15 protein-coding genes are annotated in these 15,691 nt (G+C 69.5%); 12 read left to right on the forward strand and 3 right to left on the reverse strand.

The window, feature by feature from the left end:
* The first annotated feature begins 66 nt into the window (after nt 1-66).
* The 7 genes from HMH01_RS06240 (at nt 67) to HMH01_RS06270 (ending at nt 6,941) form a co-directional block, all read left to right on the forward strand.
* Nucleotides 67-1,605: an FAD-binding domain-containing protein gene (locus tag HMH01_RS06240; protein ID WP_171323472.1), complete on the forward strand. Its 1,539-nt coding sequence runs from the start codon at nt 67-69 to the stop codon at nt 1,603-1,605.
* A 111-nt stretch (nt 1,606-1,716) separates the two neighbouring features.
* Nucleotides 1,717-3,891, forward strand: coding sequence for a malate synthase G (locus HMH01_RS06245; RefSeq protein WP_171323473.1), 2,175 nt, complete (start codon nt 1,717-1,719; stop codon nt 3,889-3,891).
* 13 nt (nt 3,892-3,904) lie between these two features.
* Nucleotides 3,905-4,333, forward strand: coding sequence for a GlcG/HbpS family heme-binding protein (locus HMH01_RS06250; protein ID WP_171323474.1), 429 nt, complete (start codon nt 3,905-3,907; stop codon nt 4,331-4,333).
* Nucleotides 4,334-4,506: 173 nt separating this feature from the next.
* Entirely contained in the window at nt 4,507-5,193 is a 687-nt protein-coding gene (locus HMH01_RS06255) for a hypothetical protein (RefSeq protein ID WP_171323475.1), read from the forward strand.
* A gap of 72 nt (nt 5,194-5,265) precedes the next feature.
* Nucleotides 5,266-5,631, forward strand: coding sequence for a hypothetical protein (locus HMH01_RS06260; RefSeq protein WP_171323476.1), 366 nt, complete (start codon nt 5,266-5,268; stop codon nt 5,629-5,631).
* Nucleotides 5,632-6,063 carry a hypothetical protein gene (locus HMH01_RS06265; protein WP_171323477.1) on the forward strand — a complete coding sequence of 144 codons (432 nt, stop codon included), beginning with the start codon at nt 5,632-5,634 and terminating at the stop codon, nt 6,061-6,063.
* Between the two features lie 86 nt (nt 6,064-6,149).
* Entirely contained in the window at nt 6,150-6,941 is a 792-nt protein-coding gene (locus HMH01_RS06270) for an outer membrane protein (RefSeq protein ID WP_171323478.1), read from the forward strand.
* 17 nt (nt 6,942-6,958) lie between these two features.
* Here HMH01_RS06270 and HMH01_RS06275 read toward each other — a convergent pair whose 3' ends face one another.
* Nucleotides 6,959-8,197: an aminotransferase class V-fold PLP-dependent enzyme gene (locus HMH01_RS06275; protein ID WP_171323479.1), complete on the reverse strand. Its 1,239-nt coding sequence runs from the start codon at nt 8,195-8,197 to the stop codon at nt 6,959-6,961.
* 130 nt (nt 8,198-8,327) lie between these two features.
* Here HMH01_RS06275 and HMH01_RS06280 point away from each other — a divergent pair, with 130 nt between their 5' ends.
* Nucleotides 8,328-9,071, forward strand: a complete 744-nt coding sequence (locus HMH01_RS06280) for a hypothetical protein (RefSeq protein ID WP_171323480.1) — start codon at nt 8,328-8,330, stop codon at nt 9,069-9,071.
* The gene (locus HMH01_RS06285) at nt 9,061-9,819 is read left to right on the forward strand and encodes a sulfotransferase (RefSeq protein ID WP_171323482.1); all 759 of its coding nucleotides are present in this window, start codon (nt 9,061-9,063) and stop codon (nt 9,817-9,819) included. Before HMH01_RS06280 ends, HMH01_RS06285 begins: the two co-directional genes overlap by 11 nt.
* Nucleotides 9,820-9,822: 3 nt before the next feature.
* On the opposite strand, the gene HMH01_RS06290 is transcribed toward HMH01_RS06285, so the two are convergent.
* Both HMH01_RS06290 and HMH01_RS06295 read right to left on the reverse strand, forming a co-directional pair.
* Nucleotides 9,823-10,815, reverse strand: coding sequence for an MDR family oxidoreductase (locus tag HMH01_RS06290; RefSeq protein ID WP_171323484.1), 993 nt, complete (start codon nt 10,813-10,815; stop codon nt 9,823-9,825).
* A gap of 302 nt (nt 10,816-11,117) precedes the next feature.
* On the reverse strand, nt 11,118-11,876 hold the full coding sequence (locus tag HMH01_RS06295) for a gamma-glutamyl-gamma-aminobutyrate hydrolase family protein (protein WP_171323486.1): 759 nt from the start codon (nt 11,874-11,876) through the stop codon (nt 11,118-11,120).
* A 234-nt stretch (nt 11,877-12,110) separates the two neighbouring features.
* On the opposite strand from HMH01_RS06295, the gene HMH01_RS06300 reads away from it, so the two are divergent.
* The 3 genes from HMH01_RS06300 to HMH01_RS06310 all read left to right on the forward strand — a co-directional run bounded on the left by HMH01_RS06300 (nt 12,111) and on the right by HMH01_RS06310 (nt 15,677).
* Entirely contained in the window at nt 12,111-13,532 is a 1,422-nt protein-coding gene (locus HMH01_RS06300) for a cryptochrome/photolyase family protein (RefSeq protein ID WP_171323488.1), read from the forward strand.
* A gap of 61 nt (nt 13,533-13,593) precedes the next feature.
* Nucleotides 13,594-14,910 (forward strand): NAD(P)/FAD-dependent oxidoreductase, encoded by a 1,317-nt coding sequence (locus HMH01_RS06305; protein ID WP_171323490.1) that lies wholly within the window; start codon nt 13,594-13,596, stop codon nt 14,908-14,910.
* Nucleotides 14,907-15,677 carry a DUF1365 domain-containing protein gene (locus HMH01_RS06310; RefSeq protein ID WP_171323492.1) on the forward strand — a complete coding sequence of 257 codons (771 nt, stop codon included), beginning with the start codon at nt 14,907-14,909 and terminating at the stop codon, nt 15,675-15,677. Before HMH01_RS06305 ends, HMH01_RS06310 begins: the two co-directional genes overlap by 4 nt.
* Nucleotides 15,678-15,691: the final 14 nt, after the last annotated feature.

A 15,691-nucleotide genomic window follows, 5' to 3' on the forward strand; every position in this document is an offset into this window, starting at 1 on the left:
GTCGCAGGGCCGCCCCGACCTTCGGGGCGGCCTTTACCGTCCGGCGCGCGCCGCTATCTCACGCGCATGAGCAGCCGGCCCGTGATCTTCTGGTTCAAGCGCGATCTGCGGGTCGCCGATAACCCGGCACTCGCGCGGGTGGCCGAGGTATCGGGCGGCCATGTCCTGCCGCTTTTCATCTTCGAGCCGGAATACTGGCGCCTGCCCGACACCTCGGCCCGGCAGTTCGCCTTCCTGACCGAGACGCTTGCGGACCTGCGCGCCGATCTTGCCGCGCAGGGCCAGCCGCTTGTCCTGCGCACGGGCGACGCTGTCGATGTCCTGGACGCCCTCGTGCGCGAGACCGGCGCGCGGGCGTTGTTCTCCTCCGAGGAGACCGGGAATCTCTGGACCTATGCCCGCGACCGGCGGGTGGCCGCCTGGGCGCGGGGGCGCGGGCTTGCCTGGACCGAACTGCCGCAAGCGGGCGTGAAGCGCCGGCTGAAAAGCCGGGACGGCTGGGCCGCCGCGCGGGACCGCTTCGTGCGCCAGCCGACGGTCGCGGCCCCGGCGCTTGCGCCCCTGTCCGGCATTGCGACGGGCGCGATGCCCGATGCAGCGTCCATGGGTCTGCCGGCCGATCCCTGCCCGGATCGCCAGCCCGGCGGGCGGCAGGCGGCGCTGGCGCTGCTGGGCGGCTTCCTGACGGAACGCGGCCGCGACTACCGCCGGCAGATGTCCACCCCGGTCGAAGGGGAATGGGCCTGCTCGCGCCTCAGTCCGCATCTAGCGCTGGGCGCGCTGTCGGGCCGCGAGGCGGCGCAGGCCACCGCCGCCCGCCAACGCGAGGTGCGCGGCACGCGCGAGGGCTGGGCGGGCAGCCTTTCGTCCTTCCAGTCCCGCCTCGCCTGGCGCGACCACTTCATGCAGAAGCTCGAGGACGAGCCGCGGATCGAGACGGACTGCCTTCACCCCGCCTATGAGGGCCTGCGCCCCCGAACCCCCGACGCGACCCGCCTGAGCGCCTGGGAGAGGGCAGAGACCGGCATCCCCTTCGTCGATGCCTGCATGCGCTACCTGCACCACACCGGCTGGCTGAACTTCCGGATGCGGTCCATGCTGGTGGCGGTTGCGAGCTATCATCTCTGGCTCGACTGGCGCGCGACCGGGCCGCATCTGGCGCGGCTTTTCACCGACTACGAGCCGGGCATCCACTGGAGCCAGATGCAGATGCAGTCGGGCACCACCGGCATGAACACCGTGCGGATCTACAACCCCGTCAAGCAGGGGCTGGACCAGGACCCGACCGGCGTCTTCACCCGCCGCTGGGTGCCGGAGCTTGCCGCCGTCCCCGACGCCCATCTCCAGTCGCCCTGGACATGGGAGGGGGCGGGCAGCGTCCTGGATCGTGCCTATCCCGCGCCCGTCGTGGACGTGGCCGAGGCCGCGCGCCACGCGCGTGACGCGGTCTGGGGCGTGCGGCGCGGCGACGCCTTCCGTGCCACCGCCGCGCGCATCGTGGAAAAGCACGCCAGCCGCAAGGATGGCGGCGACCGCGCCCCCCGCCGCAGGCGCGGACCCGGGCGCGCCAAGGCGTCCCCGGACCAGCTCAGCCTCGATCTTTAGCGGCCGTCTTGCGTCCGGACCCCCTGTTGCCTATCGGAAACTTTTTCCCTATGTGGTGCACAATGGCATACAATGCCGATGGGGTCACAGGGCACGAGAGAGGGCCGGATCATGGGTAACCGCGTAGAAAAACATGGGCTGCAAGTCGACGCCACGCTGGCAGCCTTCATCGACGGGCAGGCGATTCCCGGCAGCGGCATCGCCGCCGACGCGTTCTGGGAAAGCCTTGCGCGACTGCTGGGCGAACTGACCCCGAAGAACCGCGCCCTGCTGGCCGAGCGTGACCGGATCCAGGCCGCGATCGACGACTGGCACAAGGCGCGCCGGGGCCAGCCCCATGACGCGGAAGCCTACGAATCCTTCCTGCGCGAAATCGGCTACATCGTTCCCGAGGGCCCCGATTTCAGCGTCGAGACCGAGAACGTGGACGCAGAGATCGCGACCATTCCCGGCCCGCAGCTTGTCGTGCCGGTGATGAACGCGCGCTATGCGCTGAATGCCGCCAACGCCCGCTGGGGCAGTCTCTATGACGCGCTCTACGGCACCGACGCGCTGGGCGATGCGCCGAAGGGCGCGGGTTACGACCCCGAGCGGGGCGCCCGCGTGATCGCCTGGGCCAAGGCGCATCTGGACGAGGTCGCGCCGCTGGCCACCGGGTCGTGGGCCGATGTCAGCCGCATCGACGTGGCGGACGGCGCGCTGGCGCTGACCGGCCCCGCCGGACAGACCACGCTCAAGGATCCCGCGCAGTTCGCGGGCTACCGTACTTCCGCCGCCGGCAACCTGTCCGAGGCGGTGCTGCGCGCCAACAACCTGCTCATCCGCATCGTGATCGACCCCGCCAACCAGATCGGCAAGTCCGATCCGGCGCATGTCTCGGACATGCTGGTCGAGTCCGCGATCTCGACCATCATGGATTGCGAGGACTCGGTCGCCGCCGTCGATGGCGAGGACAAGGCGCTGGCCTATGCCAACTGGCTCGGGCTGATGAAGGGCGACCTGAAGGAAGAGGTGTCCAAGGGCGGAAAGACATTTACCCGTGCGCTGAACCCCGACGTCACCTTCACCGCGCCCGATGGCGCGAAGAAGACCCACAAGGGCCGCTCGCTGATGCTGGTGCGCAACGTGGGCCACCTGATGACCACGCCCGCGATCCTGGACGCCGATGGCAACGAGGTGCCCGAGGGCCTGCTCGACGCCATGTGCACCGTGCTCTGCGCCGTGCACGACCTGAACAAGTCCGATGGGCCGCGCAACTCGCAGGCAGGCTCGGTCTATGTCGTGAAGCCGAAGATGCACGGCCCCGCCGAGGTCGCCTTCACCGACGAGATCTTCACCCGCGTCGAGGCGGCGCTGGGCCTGAAGCCCAACACCGTCAAGATCGGCATCATGGACGAAGAGCGGCGCACCACGGTCAACCTCAAGGAATGCATCCGCGCCGCGAAGAAGCGCGTGGTGTTCATCAACACCGGCTTCCTCGACCGCACCGGCGACGAGATCCACACCTCGATGGAGGCGGGCCCGATGGTCCGCAAGGCCGAGATGAAGGGCACCGCCTGGATCTCTGCCTACGAGGACAACAACGTGGATGTGGGCCTTGCCTGCGGGCTGAAGGGCCGCGCGCAGATCGGCAAGGGCATGTGGGCGATGCCCGACCTGATGCACGACATGCTGGTGCAGAAGATCGCGCATCCCATGGCGGGCGCCAACTGCGCCTGGGTGCCCAGCCCCACCGCCGCAACCCTGCACGCGACGCACTACCACAAGGTCGACGTCTTCGCCCGCCAGGACGAGATTGCCGCCGGCGGCCCGCGCGCGAAGCTGTCCGCGCTGCTGACCATCCCGACCGCGCCCGGCACCAACTGGTCCGAGGACGACATCCGCGCCGAGATCGAGAACAACGCGCAAGGGATCCTTGGCTACACCGTGCGCTGGGTCGACCAGGGCGTCGGCTGTTCCAAGGTGCCCGACATCAACAATGTCGGCCTGATGGAAGACCGCGCGACCTGCCGGATCAGCTCTCAGCACATGGCGAACTGGCTGCACCACGGCGTCATCACCGAAGCGCAGGTGCGCGAGGTGATGGAGCGCATGGCCCAGGTCGTGGACCGGCAGAACGCGAACGACCCGGCCTACACCCCGATGGCGCCCGGCTTCGACGGCTTCGCCTACCGCGCGGCCTGCGACCTGGTGCTGAAGGGAACCCGGCAGCCCTCGGGCTACACCGAGCCGCTTCTCCACGCCAACCGCCTGGCGCTGAAGGCGTCGCAGGCCAAGGCCGCCTGAGGAGGGGATGGACATGACCAGGATCACGCTCGAAGCCGCCAACCGCATCATCGAGGTGGCGCTCGCAACCGCGGCCGAAAAGAAGCTGAAGCCCCTTGCGGTGATCGTTCTCGACGCGGGCGGCCACGCCATCGCCTATGCCCGGCAGGACGGCGCCTCGCCGGGGCGTTTCCAGATCGCGGGCGGGAAAGCCTATGGCGCGGTGATGCTGGGCCTTGGCGGACGCGCGCAGATGGCGCGGGCCGAGGCGCAGGCCTATTTCATCGCCGCCGCCAATGGCGCGCTCGACGGGCGGCTGGTGCCGGTGCCGGGCGGCGTGCTGGTGACGGACGCTTCCGGCACCGTGATCGGCGCCGTGGGCATTTCCGGCGACACGTCGGACAATGACGAGGCCTGCGCCGTCGCTGGCATCGAGGCCGCTGGGCTGAACGCCCAGCCCTGAGCAAGACCCCTGCGCCGCGCCGGCCCCGGTGGCTGGCGCGGCGCCAGGTTGATATGGGTCAAGGCGGCGATCGGGGGGGATCGCTAAGCATTCGGCAGTCTGCAACTGTCGTGGTGCACATGATCCGAATGCCCATCCCCCCGAGAACACTCCCAATCGATGCCCCGCGCCCCATGTCGCGCGGGCTGACGGCGGCGGTTGCGCTGACCGCGCTGCTGGCGGCTGCCGCGATCCCGATGGGCGCGGCACATGCCCAGGGCCAGGGCTCCGGCGGAAATGCCTCGGCCGGCGCGGGGGGTGGCAACCCGGATGCGGGCAACCGTCCCACCACCTCCAGCGCCGGCGATGACGGTCGCGGACCGCAGGCCAACAGGCCGGGGGAAACCGGCGGTGGCAAGCCGGTCTGGGCGCAGGAGGGCATTCCGGCGGTCGAACTTGGCCGCCTGAGCGTCGTCCGCTCACCCGATCATGTGCTGGAGGCCGCCTACACAGAGGCGCTTGCCACGCTGACCGACGACATGGTGGATTTCTACAACCTGTCCTTCGGCGACCTGATCGCCGAGTTGTCGCTCAACTTCGACAGCCTCAGCTTCATCGACTCGCCGCTTCAGAACCTCGCCCTGCTGGATGACGCGCTCGACGGCACATCCGCGCTGGCCGATGCCGGCGTGGGTACCTCGGCCAGGCAGCTTTCGGCGATCTTCCTCGGCGTCGCCTCGGACAAGACCCTGCCGATCAGCGAGGACACGGTCATCGCGGTGACAACCATCCTGGGCCACGCGCTGACCGATGCCGAGATCAGCGCGCTTGCCGACGACGCCGAGGACGTCCGCATCGCGGTGCTGGCGGGCCACGGCTGAGACGCAACCTTTGGCCCGGCGCCCGATGCGGGCGCCGTCGACCCCCGGCCAGATCCGTTGGAGGAGAATTCGATGAGACGCGCGATTGCCCCGGCCGACCGACTTCCCCACCTGCTGCCTGCCACGCCATCCCTGCTTGCGCTGGGTCTGCTGCTGGGCATGGTGACAGGCGCTGTCCCCGCACGAGCCGAACACGAGGATGGGGTGATCCACGAGGATGGCGCGCACGAGGACGGGCAGGGCGGCCCCCGCGGCCCCGGTGGCGGTGGCCATGATGAGGGTGGCGAGAACGGCGGCCACGAAGACGGTGGCGGCCGCGACGGCCCGCCCGACACGCGCGGCGAGGATGGCGGCTCGGACGGGCGCGGCCCGCAGGCGAACAGGCCGGACCAGACGGGCGGCGGCAGGCCGGTCTGGGCGAGGGAAGGGATCCCCTAGGTGGAACTCGGGCGCCTCAACGTCGTGCGCTCGCCCGATCATGTGCTTGGCGCCGCCTATGACGAGGCGCTCGCATCGATGACGCAGGACATGGTGGATTTCTACAACCTGCCGCTTGCGGACCTGATCGCGGAATTGTCGCTCAACTTCGAGAACGCCAGCTACATCGACTCGCCGCTCCAGAACCTCGCCCTGCTGGATGACGCGCTCGACGGCCGTTCCGTGCTGGCCGAAGTCGGCGTCAGCACCCAGGCCAGCCAGCTGTCGGCGATCTTCCTCGGGGTTGCCTCGGACAAGACCCTGCCGATCAGCACCGACACAGTCATCGCCGTGACCACGATCCTCGGCCATGCGCTGGACGATGCAGAGGCGTCACAGCTTGCCGCCACGGCCGAGGCGGTGCGCGTCGCGGTCTTGGCCGGCCATGGGTGATGCGGCACCCTGACGCAAGGGCAAGAGGGGGTGCCGGTCCGGCAGGCCGATGCCCTCTGCACGCGGACGAGAGCAGGAGAAACGACATGCCGAAGGCGATGTTCGCCGTATCAGCGGCGCTGGCAGCCAGTCTCGCCATCAGCGCCCCCACCGCGCAGGCGCAGTCCGGCCAGGGCGTGTTCGGGATCGACGCCCCCGCCGTCACCTATGGCCGCTACGCGCGCTTCGACCTTGGCGCCGGGTTTTCGGCCACCGACAGCGGCGACTGGCTTCCGCCGGGCGCCAGCGATCCGCGGGTGTTCTTCGCGCTGGACGGCGAGAACGGCATCGCCGGCACCGCCGCCATCGGCTTCGACTGGATGAACGGCTGGCGCGCCGAGGCGGCGCTGACCCATGTCGGCAAGGAAACCGTGGGCGGCGACTGGTCGCGGACCGAACCCGCCACCCCCGGCCCCCATGCCAGCGTCGAGGCCGACATCTCCTCGACCGCGCTCATGGGCAATGTCTATTACCTGCCGTTCCAGCGGCCCGGCCGGAACGCGAAGTTCCAGCCCTTCGTGACGGCCGGGCTTGGCCTGTCGATGAACAGCATGGACGACTGGACCCGCACGAACCCTTCCGCGACCGACCCCGTGCGCAGCTTCGAGGGCGCGAGCCACATCGACCTTGCCTGGAGCGTGGGGCTTGGCGCCAGCATGCAGATCAGCGCAACGGGGAAGCGCCCGATCCTGCTGGAGGCAAGCTACCGCTACTACGACCTGGGCGCGGCCCGCGGCAGCGCCACGCCGCTCGACGGTGGCAACGCGCCGCGCGACCCGCTGTCGGTTGATCGCGAAAGCCACGTTCTCGCGATAGGCCTGCGCATTCCGCTTCGCTGAGCGCGTCGCGCCCCGGCTTAAAGCACCCGGTCCAGCGCCGCGATCAGCCGGTCCACCTCGGCCCGGCTGGTGTAGTGCACGAAACTCATCCGCAGCACGCCATGCTCGGGCGCGATCCCCAGCGCCGTGATCAGCCGCGTGGCGTAGAAATCCCCGCCCCCCGCCATGATCCCTTGGGCCGCCAGCGCCTCGGCCAGTTGCGCCCCGGGGCGGTTTGCGGCGATGGCGACGGTGCCCACCTTTTCCGCCACGTCCCGCGGCCCCAGCAGGCGGATATCGTTGCGGCTGCGCAGATAGGCCAGCAGCGGGGCAAGCAGCGCCTCTTCCTGCGCGCGTTGCAGCCCGGCCACCGCCCGCGCCCGTTCGGCGGGCGCGGCCGCGGCCCCGAAATGCCGGGCGTAAAGCGCGTCGATATAGTCCGCCATGCCCGCGCAGGCGGCGATCTGGGCATGATCGGGGCCCGCGGGGGTGAACCGCTTGGACAGGTAGCCTGCGTTGAAGTAATGGCCCTGGTTCGGCAGCGCCTCGGCCAGGGCGCGGCTGATGGTCATGATCCCCTGGTGCGGGCCGTATGTCTTGTAGCTTGAGAACAGGTAGATGTCCGCCCCCAGCGCGGCCACGTCCGGCAGCCCGTGCGGCGCCGCGCTGACCCCGTCCACGCAGGCCACCGCACCCGCCTCGTGCACCATGCGGCACCACTCCGCCACCGGGTTCATCCTCCCGAGGATGTTCGAGCAGTGCGGCAGGCACACCAGCCGCACCCGCCCGTCGAGAAGCCGCGCAAGCCCCGCGGGGTCGAGCGCGCCGGTTTCCGGATCGACCTGCCATTCGCGCACCTCGATCCCGCGCCTTTCCAGCCGCCGCCAGGGGCCGGTATTCGCCTCGTGGTCCTGGTTCGTCACGATGATCGCATCGCCCGGCGCCATCCACTCGCCGAAGGCCTGCGCCAGCACATAGGTATTCTGCGTGGTCGAGGGACCGAAGGACAGCAGGTCCTCCTCCACGTTCAGCATGGCGGCAAGGCGGCTGCGCGCCTCGTCCATCTCCTCGCCCGCGCGGCGGGTCGCGGGGGCAGGGCCATAGGGCTGCACCTTGGTCTCGCGGTAGAACCGGGTCAGGCGGTCGATCACCGGACCGCAGGCATAGGATCCGCCGGCATTCTCGAAATGCGCGTGATCGGGATAGGCGGGCTCCGCCAGCGCGGGGAACTGCGCCCGCACGAAATCCAGATCCAGTGCCAATTCCTGCCCGTCCATCCGCCGTGCTCCCTGCCTGATGTCGCCTTGCCCCACCTTGTGCACAGCCCCGCGCCCAGCCGCAAGGGCGGTTGAGGCAGCGCAGCCTGGGGCCTATTGTCCGTGCCGGACAGGCATGAAGGGCAGGGGCATGGCAACGGGCGCGCGGGTGGATTTCGTCGTGCTGGGCATGGCGCGGACCGGCTCCTCGCTGCTGGGCGGGATGCTGCGCGCGCATCCCGAAGCTTACGTCCATGGCGAGATCTTTCACGACAGGCGCCCGGCCGAGCATATCCGCGAGGAGCTTTTCCCCCACATCGATCTTGCCCGGCGCGCGGCCGACCCGGTGGGCTTCATCCGGCAGGTGCTGGACTTCGCCCCCAATGGCGAACGGGTGCGCGGCTTCAAGCATTTCTACCGCCACAACCCCGAGGCGGCGGAATGGCTGATCGGCGCGCCGGGGATCGCCAGGATCGTGCTCGAACGCGAGAACCGGCTGGCGATGTACGCCTCGCTGGAACTGGCGCGGGCGACCGGGGTCTACAATCTGGGCCCCGCGGCGCGGGCGGCGCGTCTCGATGCGGTCCGGCAGGCGCGGATCCCGTTCAAGGCGCAGGCCTTCCGGCGATATTGCGAGACGGTCGACGCCATCTACGATCGCTACCGGCAGGCCACCGGGCAGGTGCTGCATCTCACCTATGCGCAGGTCGCGCGCGGTCAGGTTGCGCCGGTCTTCGAATTCCTTGGCCTTGCCCCGGTGGCGACCCCGCCCGCCAAGGTGAAGCTGCATGGCAGCGATATCGCCGCGCGCTTCCGCGACGAGGACCGCCCGAAGCTTGAGCGGGTCCTGGAAAGGATGGGGCGCAGGGAGTGGATGGTGGAAGATGCAGGCTGACGCGGCGGCGCGGGACGGGCAGCCGGTGCTGTTCGCGGTGATGGCCATGCCGCGGACCGGAAGCTCGCTTCTGAACGGCATGTTCCGCGCCCATCCCGACGCCTATGTCCACGGAGAGTTGTTCAACCCCCGTGGCATCGAGAACCACATCCGCGAGGAGTTCCGCGCGCAGGCGGACATGCGCCTGCGCGAGACCGATCCGATAGCCTTTGTCCGCGCCGCCTTTGCCTTCGCGCCGAACGGCGAACGGGTGCGCGGCTTCAAGCATTTCCATTCGCAATCCGTGCCGGTGTCGGACTGGCTGCTTGCCTCCGGCGAGGTCCGCAAGATCATCCTCGACCGGGAAAACCGGCTGGCGATGTACGCCTCCAGCCGGCTGGCCAAGGATACCGGCGTCTGGAACATGGGGGCGCACGCGCCCGAACGGCGGCTCGCGGCGTTGCGGCAGACGCGCACCGGCTTCAACCCGCAGGCGTTCCGCAGGTTCGTCGCGCGGATGGATGCGATCTATGCCCGCTACGCAGCGGCGAAGGGGCCGGTCACGCGCATCACCTACGCGCAGGCGGCGCTGGGAGAGACGGCCGCCGTCCATGAATTTCTGGGGCTGGAGCCGCTCGATCTTCCACCGCCCAAGGCCAAGCTGCACGGCAGCGACATCATCGGTCGCTTCCACGAGGCGGACCGCCCCGCGATCGAGGCGGTCCTGTCCGACATGGGCCGCGAGGACTGGGCGACCGAGCCGGTCTAGGGCTCAGGCGTTCACGTCCACGACCACCCGGCCCCGGACCTCGCCCTTCAGGATGGCCGCGCCCAGTTCCGGCAGGTCGGCCAGCGTCGCGGGATGGATCATCGCGTCCAACCTGTCGAGCGGCAGCAGTTCGGCGATACGGTTCCAGGCGCGGATGCGGTTGGGGCGCGGCTGCATCACGCTGTCGATGCCCAGAAGGTTCACGCCGCGCAGGATGAAGGGGATCACCGTCGCGGGCAGCCCCGCACCCCCCGCAAGACCCACGGCCGCGACCGAGGCGCCGTATTTCATCTGCCCCAGCACCCGCGCCAGCATCGCGCCGCCCACGGCATCGACGCAGCCGGCCCAGGTCTCGCTTTCCAGCGGGCGCTTGACCGTCTCGGCGATGTCGGCGCGCGGCACGATGGTGGTGGCGCCCAACTCGCGCAGATAGGCTTCGGTCTCGGGCCGGCCGGTGACGGCGGCGACCTCGTGGCCCATCGCGGCCAGCAGCGCCACGGCGACCGAACCGACGCCGCCGGCAGCGCCCGTCACCAGCACCGGGCCGTTGCCGGGCGCAAGCCCATGCGCCTCGAGCGCGTCGATGGCCAGCATCGCGGTCAGCCCGGCGGTGCCCACCGCCATCGCCTGCCGCGTCGTAAGCCCCTCGGGCAGCGGCACCAGCCAGTCGCCCCTGACGCGCGCCTTCTGCGCATGGCCGCCCCAGTGGATCTCGCCCACGCGCCAGCCGGTCAGCACCACCTTGTCGCCGGGGCGGTAGTCGGGATGGTCCGACCGCTCGACGGTGCCCGCGAAGTCGATGCCGGGCACATGCGGCCAGGTCTTGACCAGCCCGCCGCCCGACCCGATGCAGAGCCCGTCCTTGTAGTTCACGGTGGAATACTCGACGGCGACCAGCACGTCGCCCGGCGGCAGGTCGTCCTCGGTGATGTGGCTGACGGTGGCGGCCGTGCGCCCCTCCTCGTCGCGGGTCACGACCAGCGCGTTGAAACTCATCCTTTGTCCTTTCGTGTTGGGTCGTTCGCAAACCGCATTCGCCGGACATGCGGCAGAACGGGTCGTTGCCGGATCAGACGCATCATGGATGCAGATGCGCGCGGTGATCAATCGCTCCTTCGGACAAGCCGAAGCATCGACCCATGCGCACCTGGCGCGACGGTCTTCCATCGATCGAACGCAAGCAGGGTCCGGACGCCTGCATCTGCCAGCCGGCGCGCGTCACCACGGATCTCGCGGGATGTCCGTCGGCCGCTCGCGGGCAAGGGCAGTTCCCTTGGTCAATCGCGAAATCGCCGCCCTCAGCCCGCGCGGCGCAGGGCGTCCTTGCGCATGGCCGTGCCAAAGGCCTGGAACAGCGGGCGCGAGACGGGATCGATGCCCGCCTGCCATTCGGGGTGCCACTGCACCGCCATGGCGAAGTTGGGCGCGCCCTTGACGTGCAGCGCCTCGGGCGTGCCGTCGGGCGCGTGCCCCTCGATCACGATGCGGGTGCCCGGCGTCTCGATCCCCTGGCCGTGCAGCGTGTTCACCTCGATCACGTCCGCGCCGAACAGCCGCGCGAACAGCCCGCCCGGCGTCAGGTGCACGGCGTGGCGGTTGGTGAACTTGTCGGCCAGCGCGCCGGTCGTGGGCATCCGGTGGTTCATCCGCCCCGGCAGCTCGCGGATCTCAGGGTGCAGCGTGCCGCCATAGGCCACGTTGAATTCCTGGAAACCCCGGCAGATGCCCAGGATCGGCACGCCCCGGTCCACGCAGGCATGGATCAGCCCCAGCGCCACCGCGTCGCGGTCCAGATCGAAACTGCCGTGCTTTTCGGTCTCCTCGTGGCCGTAATGGCTGGGATGCACGTTGGGCCGCCCGCCGGTCAGGACGATCCCGTCCACCACGTCCAGAAGATGCGCGATATCGACCAGGTCGGGGACCGCGGGGATCATCAGGGGCAGCGCATCGGCCACCTGCGCCACCGCCTCGAGGTTCGACAGCCCGACCGCCTGCGCGGGATATTCGTCATTCACCATGTGGCGATTGCCGATGATACCGACGACCGGACGCGCCATGCCTGCCTCCCTGCTGCGTTGACGACAACTTAGCGCCGCGGCGCCGAAAGCAAAAGAGGGCAGGTCGGCTGCCCCCGGCTTTGCCCGGAAAATAACGGCGATCGGGCGCGCAGCGGGCTGCGACACCGCGGACCGACGAAACTTTGTGCACTTGGGGGTAAACCGTTTTCATGTTGCGACCGTATCTTCCTGCATGACCTCAGCAAGTTTCCCGCGCAGCGGCCCCCGACACGCATGACACCCCCCACGCTCTTCTGGTTCCGCCGGGACCTTCGGCTTGCCGATCACCCCGGCCTTGTTGCCGCCATCGCGCGCGGCGGCCCGGTCATTCCCGTCTTCATCCTCGATCCCCAGACCGAGACGCTTGGCGCGGCCCCCCGCTGGCGGCTGGGCGAGGGGGTCGCTTCCTTCGCCCGCAGCCTCGAGGCGTTGGGCAGCCGGCTGATCCTGCGCCGGGGCGACGCGGCCCGGGTGCTGGCCGCGCTTGCCGCCGAGACCGGTGCGACCGCCGTGCACTGGAGCAGGCTCTGCGATCCCGTCTCGAAGGCGCGCGATGCGGGCGTCAAGGCGCAGCTGAGGGATCGCGGGCTTGAGGCGGTCAGCCATCCCGGCCATCTTCTGTTCGAGCCGTGGACCGTGCAGACCGGGCAGGGCGGCTTCTACCGGGTCTACACCCCCTACTGGCGCGCGGTGCGCGACCGCGATCCGGGCGACTGCCTGCCCGCCCCCGCCCGCCTGCCGGCCCCCGACGCCTGGCCCGCAAGCGACAGCCTGTCCGACTGGGCGCTCGGCGCCGCCATGCGCCGCGGCGCCGATATCGTGGCCGCCCACGCCCGCATCGGCGAGGATGCCGCCCGCGCCCGGCTCGACGCCTTTCTCGAACAGGGGATCGCCGGCTATTCGGACCTGCGCGACCGGCTGGACCTGCCCGGCACATCGAAGCTGGGCGAGAACCTGAGCCTGGGCGAGGTGTCCGTCCGCGCCTGCTGGCATGCCGCCCGCGCCGCGATGGAGCGGGGCGCGCCGGGGGCCGAGACATTCCTCCAGGAAATCGTCTGGCGCGACTTCGCCCACCACCTCGTCCACCACACGCCCCATATCACCGAACGCAACTGGCGCGAGGAATGGGACGGCTTCCCCTGGGCGGGTGAGAGCGAGCACGCCACCCGCTGGAAGCGCGGCCTGACCGGAGAGCCGGTGATCGACGCCGCCATGCGCGAGATGTACGTCACCGGCACCATGCACAACCGCGCCCGGATGCTGGTCGCAAGCTACCTGACCAAGCACCTGATGACCGACTGGCGCGTGGGTCTGAAATGGTTCGAGGATTGCCTGATCGACTGGGATCCGGCGTCCAACGCCATGGGCTGGCAATGGGCCGCCGGATCGGGGCCGGACGCGGCGCCCTTCTTCCGCATCTTCAACCCCGCCACCCAGGCCGAGAAGTTCGACCCGAAATCCGTCTACCGCCGGACTTGGGTCGCGGAACTTTCCCGTCAGCCGGGCAAGGATGCGCTGGACTATTTCCGGGCCGTGCCGGAAAGCTGGGCCATGACTCCCTCCGCGCCCTATCCGAAACCCCTGGTGGACCTGAAAAAGGGCCGCGAGCGGGCGCTGGACGCCTATCACGCGCATCGCGACAGGTCTGCTGCGTGAACCAATTCCAATCCACTTCACGAACTGGCCGATGCACAGGCCCAAGATCAAGGACGAGCAGATGAAGATTGCCGTTGTCGGTGCCGGGATCACCGGAATGGGGGCTGCCTATGCCCTGTCGGAAGACCACGATGTCCACCTTTTCGAACGCGACAGCCGCTTCGGCGGCCATGCCAACACGGTCGAGGCGCATTTCGGCGACGTGACGATCCCGGTGGATACCGGCTTCATCGTCTACAACTACCGCAACTACCCCAACCTTACCGGCCTGTTCGATCATCTGGGCGTGCCCACCAAGTGGTCCGACATGTCGTTCGGCCTGTCGGTCGCGGGCGGGCGCATGGAATACGCCTGCGACGGGCTGAACGAGATCTTCGCCCAGCGCAGCAACATCTTCCGCCCCCGCTTCCTGCGCGGCCTGCGCGAGATCATGCGCTTCAACCGCACCGCCGCCACCCAGCTGGACGACGGGCGGCTCGCGGGGCTCAGCATGGGCGACTACCTGCGCGCCGAGGGTTATTCCGACTGGTTCCGCGACTGCTTCATCCTGCCGATGGGGGGCGCGATCTGGTCCACGCCGACGGCGCAGATGCTCGACTTTCCGGCCGAAAGCTTCGTCGCCTTCTTCCGCAACCACGACCTGATGACCGGGCTCGACCCGTCGCAGCGCTGGCGCACCGTCGAAGGCGGCTCGCGCGAATATGTCAGCCGCCTGATGGCGAAACTCGGCCCCCGCGCCCATGCGGGCGCCGAGGTGGTTTCCGTCACCCGCACCGGGGGCAAGCCGCATCTGCGCTTCGCCGACGGCTCCGAGGCGGTCTTCGACCAGGTGCTTCTGGCCTGCCACGGCCCGCAGGCGCACCGGCTTCTGGCCGACGCCTCGGATGCCGAGCGCAACGTGCTCGCCTGCTTCCGCACCTCGCAGAACCGCGCGGTGCTCCATTCCGACGAGATGCTGATGCCGGTCCGCCGCAAGGTATGGTCCAGCTGGAACTTCCTCTCGCCGCTCAACCCGGCCGAGGATCAGCGCCCGGCGCCCGTCACCTACTGGATGAACCGCCTTCAGACCATCGACCGCCGCTATCCCCTTTTCGTCAGCCTCAACCCCACCCGGACGATCGACCCCGCCAAGGTGCATGTCGAATTCGACTACGCGCACCCCGTCTTCGACGGCGCCGCCTTCGCCGCCCAGCGCGAGATGCCGGCGCTTCAGGGTGTGGGCGGCGTCTGGTATGCTGGTGCGTGGCTTGGCTACGGCTTCCACGAGGACGGGCTGCGCGCGGGCCTTCGCGTGGCGGCGTCGCTGGGCGCGCGCCCCGAATGGGCCCGCGACCTGCCCGCGCCGGAACGCAGCTACATGGCAGAGGCGGCCGAATGACCGAAGGACCGGCAGCGACGCTCTATCGCGGGCATGTGATGCACATGCGCCTGTTGCCCCGGCGGCACCGGTTCCGCTACCGCGTCTTCTCGCTGCTGGTCGATCTGGACCGGATCGACGCCATCCTGTCCCGCCTGCGCCTGCTGGGCCACAACCGCACCGCGTTGATGAGCCTTCAGGATCGCGACCACGGCCCCCGCGACGGCGGGCCGCTGCGCCCCTGGGTGGACGCACAGCTGAAGGGGGCCGGCCTGCCGCCCGCCCGGCGCGTGTCGATGCTCTGCTTTCCCAGGATGCTGGGCTACGTCTTCAACCCGCTTACCGTCTACTACTGCTACGACGCGGATGACCGGCTGCAATCGCTGGTCTACGAGGTCAAGAACACCTTCGGCGACCAGATCGCCTATGCCCTGCCCGCGGGCGACGCGGCCGGCGGCGCCTATCGCCAGCAGCAGGGCAAGGAGATGTATGTCTCGCCCTTCATCGACATGGACAAGACCTACCGCTTTTCGGTGAACGCGCCCGACGAGAAGCTGGCGCTCCGCATCCGCGAGGCCGGGCCCGAGGGCGAGACGCTGATCGCCACCATCACCGGCCGGGGCGAACCGCTGACCGACCGCGCCCTCATGCGCGCCTTCCTCGCCTATCCGCTGATGAGCTTCCGCGTCTTCGCCCTGATCCACTGGCACGCCTTGCGACTTTTCCTCAAGGGCATCCGTTTCCATCGATACTCGCAAAGCGAAACGGCCCGGAAGCGCGCGGCCTGAGCGCGCAGCCCTTG

Origin of the sequence: Halovulum dunhuangense (assembly GCF_013093415.1) — a bacterium.
Taxonomy (GTDB): Bacteria; Pseudomonadota; Alphaproteobacteria; order Rhodobacterales; family Rhodobacteraceae; genus Halovulum; species Halovulum dunhuangense.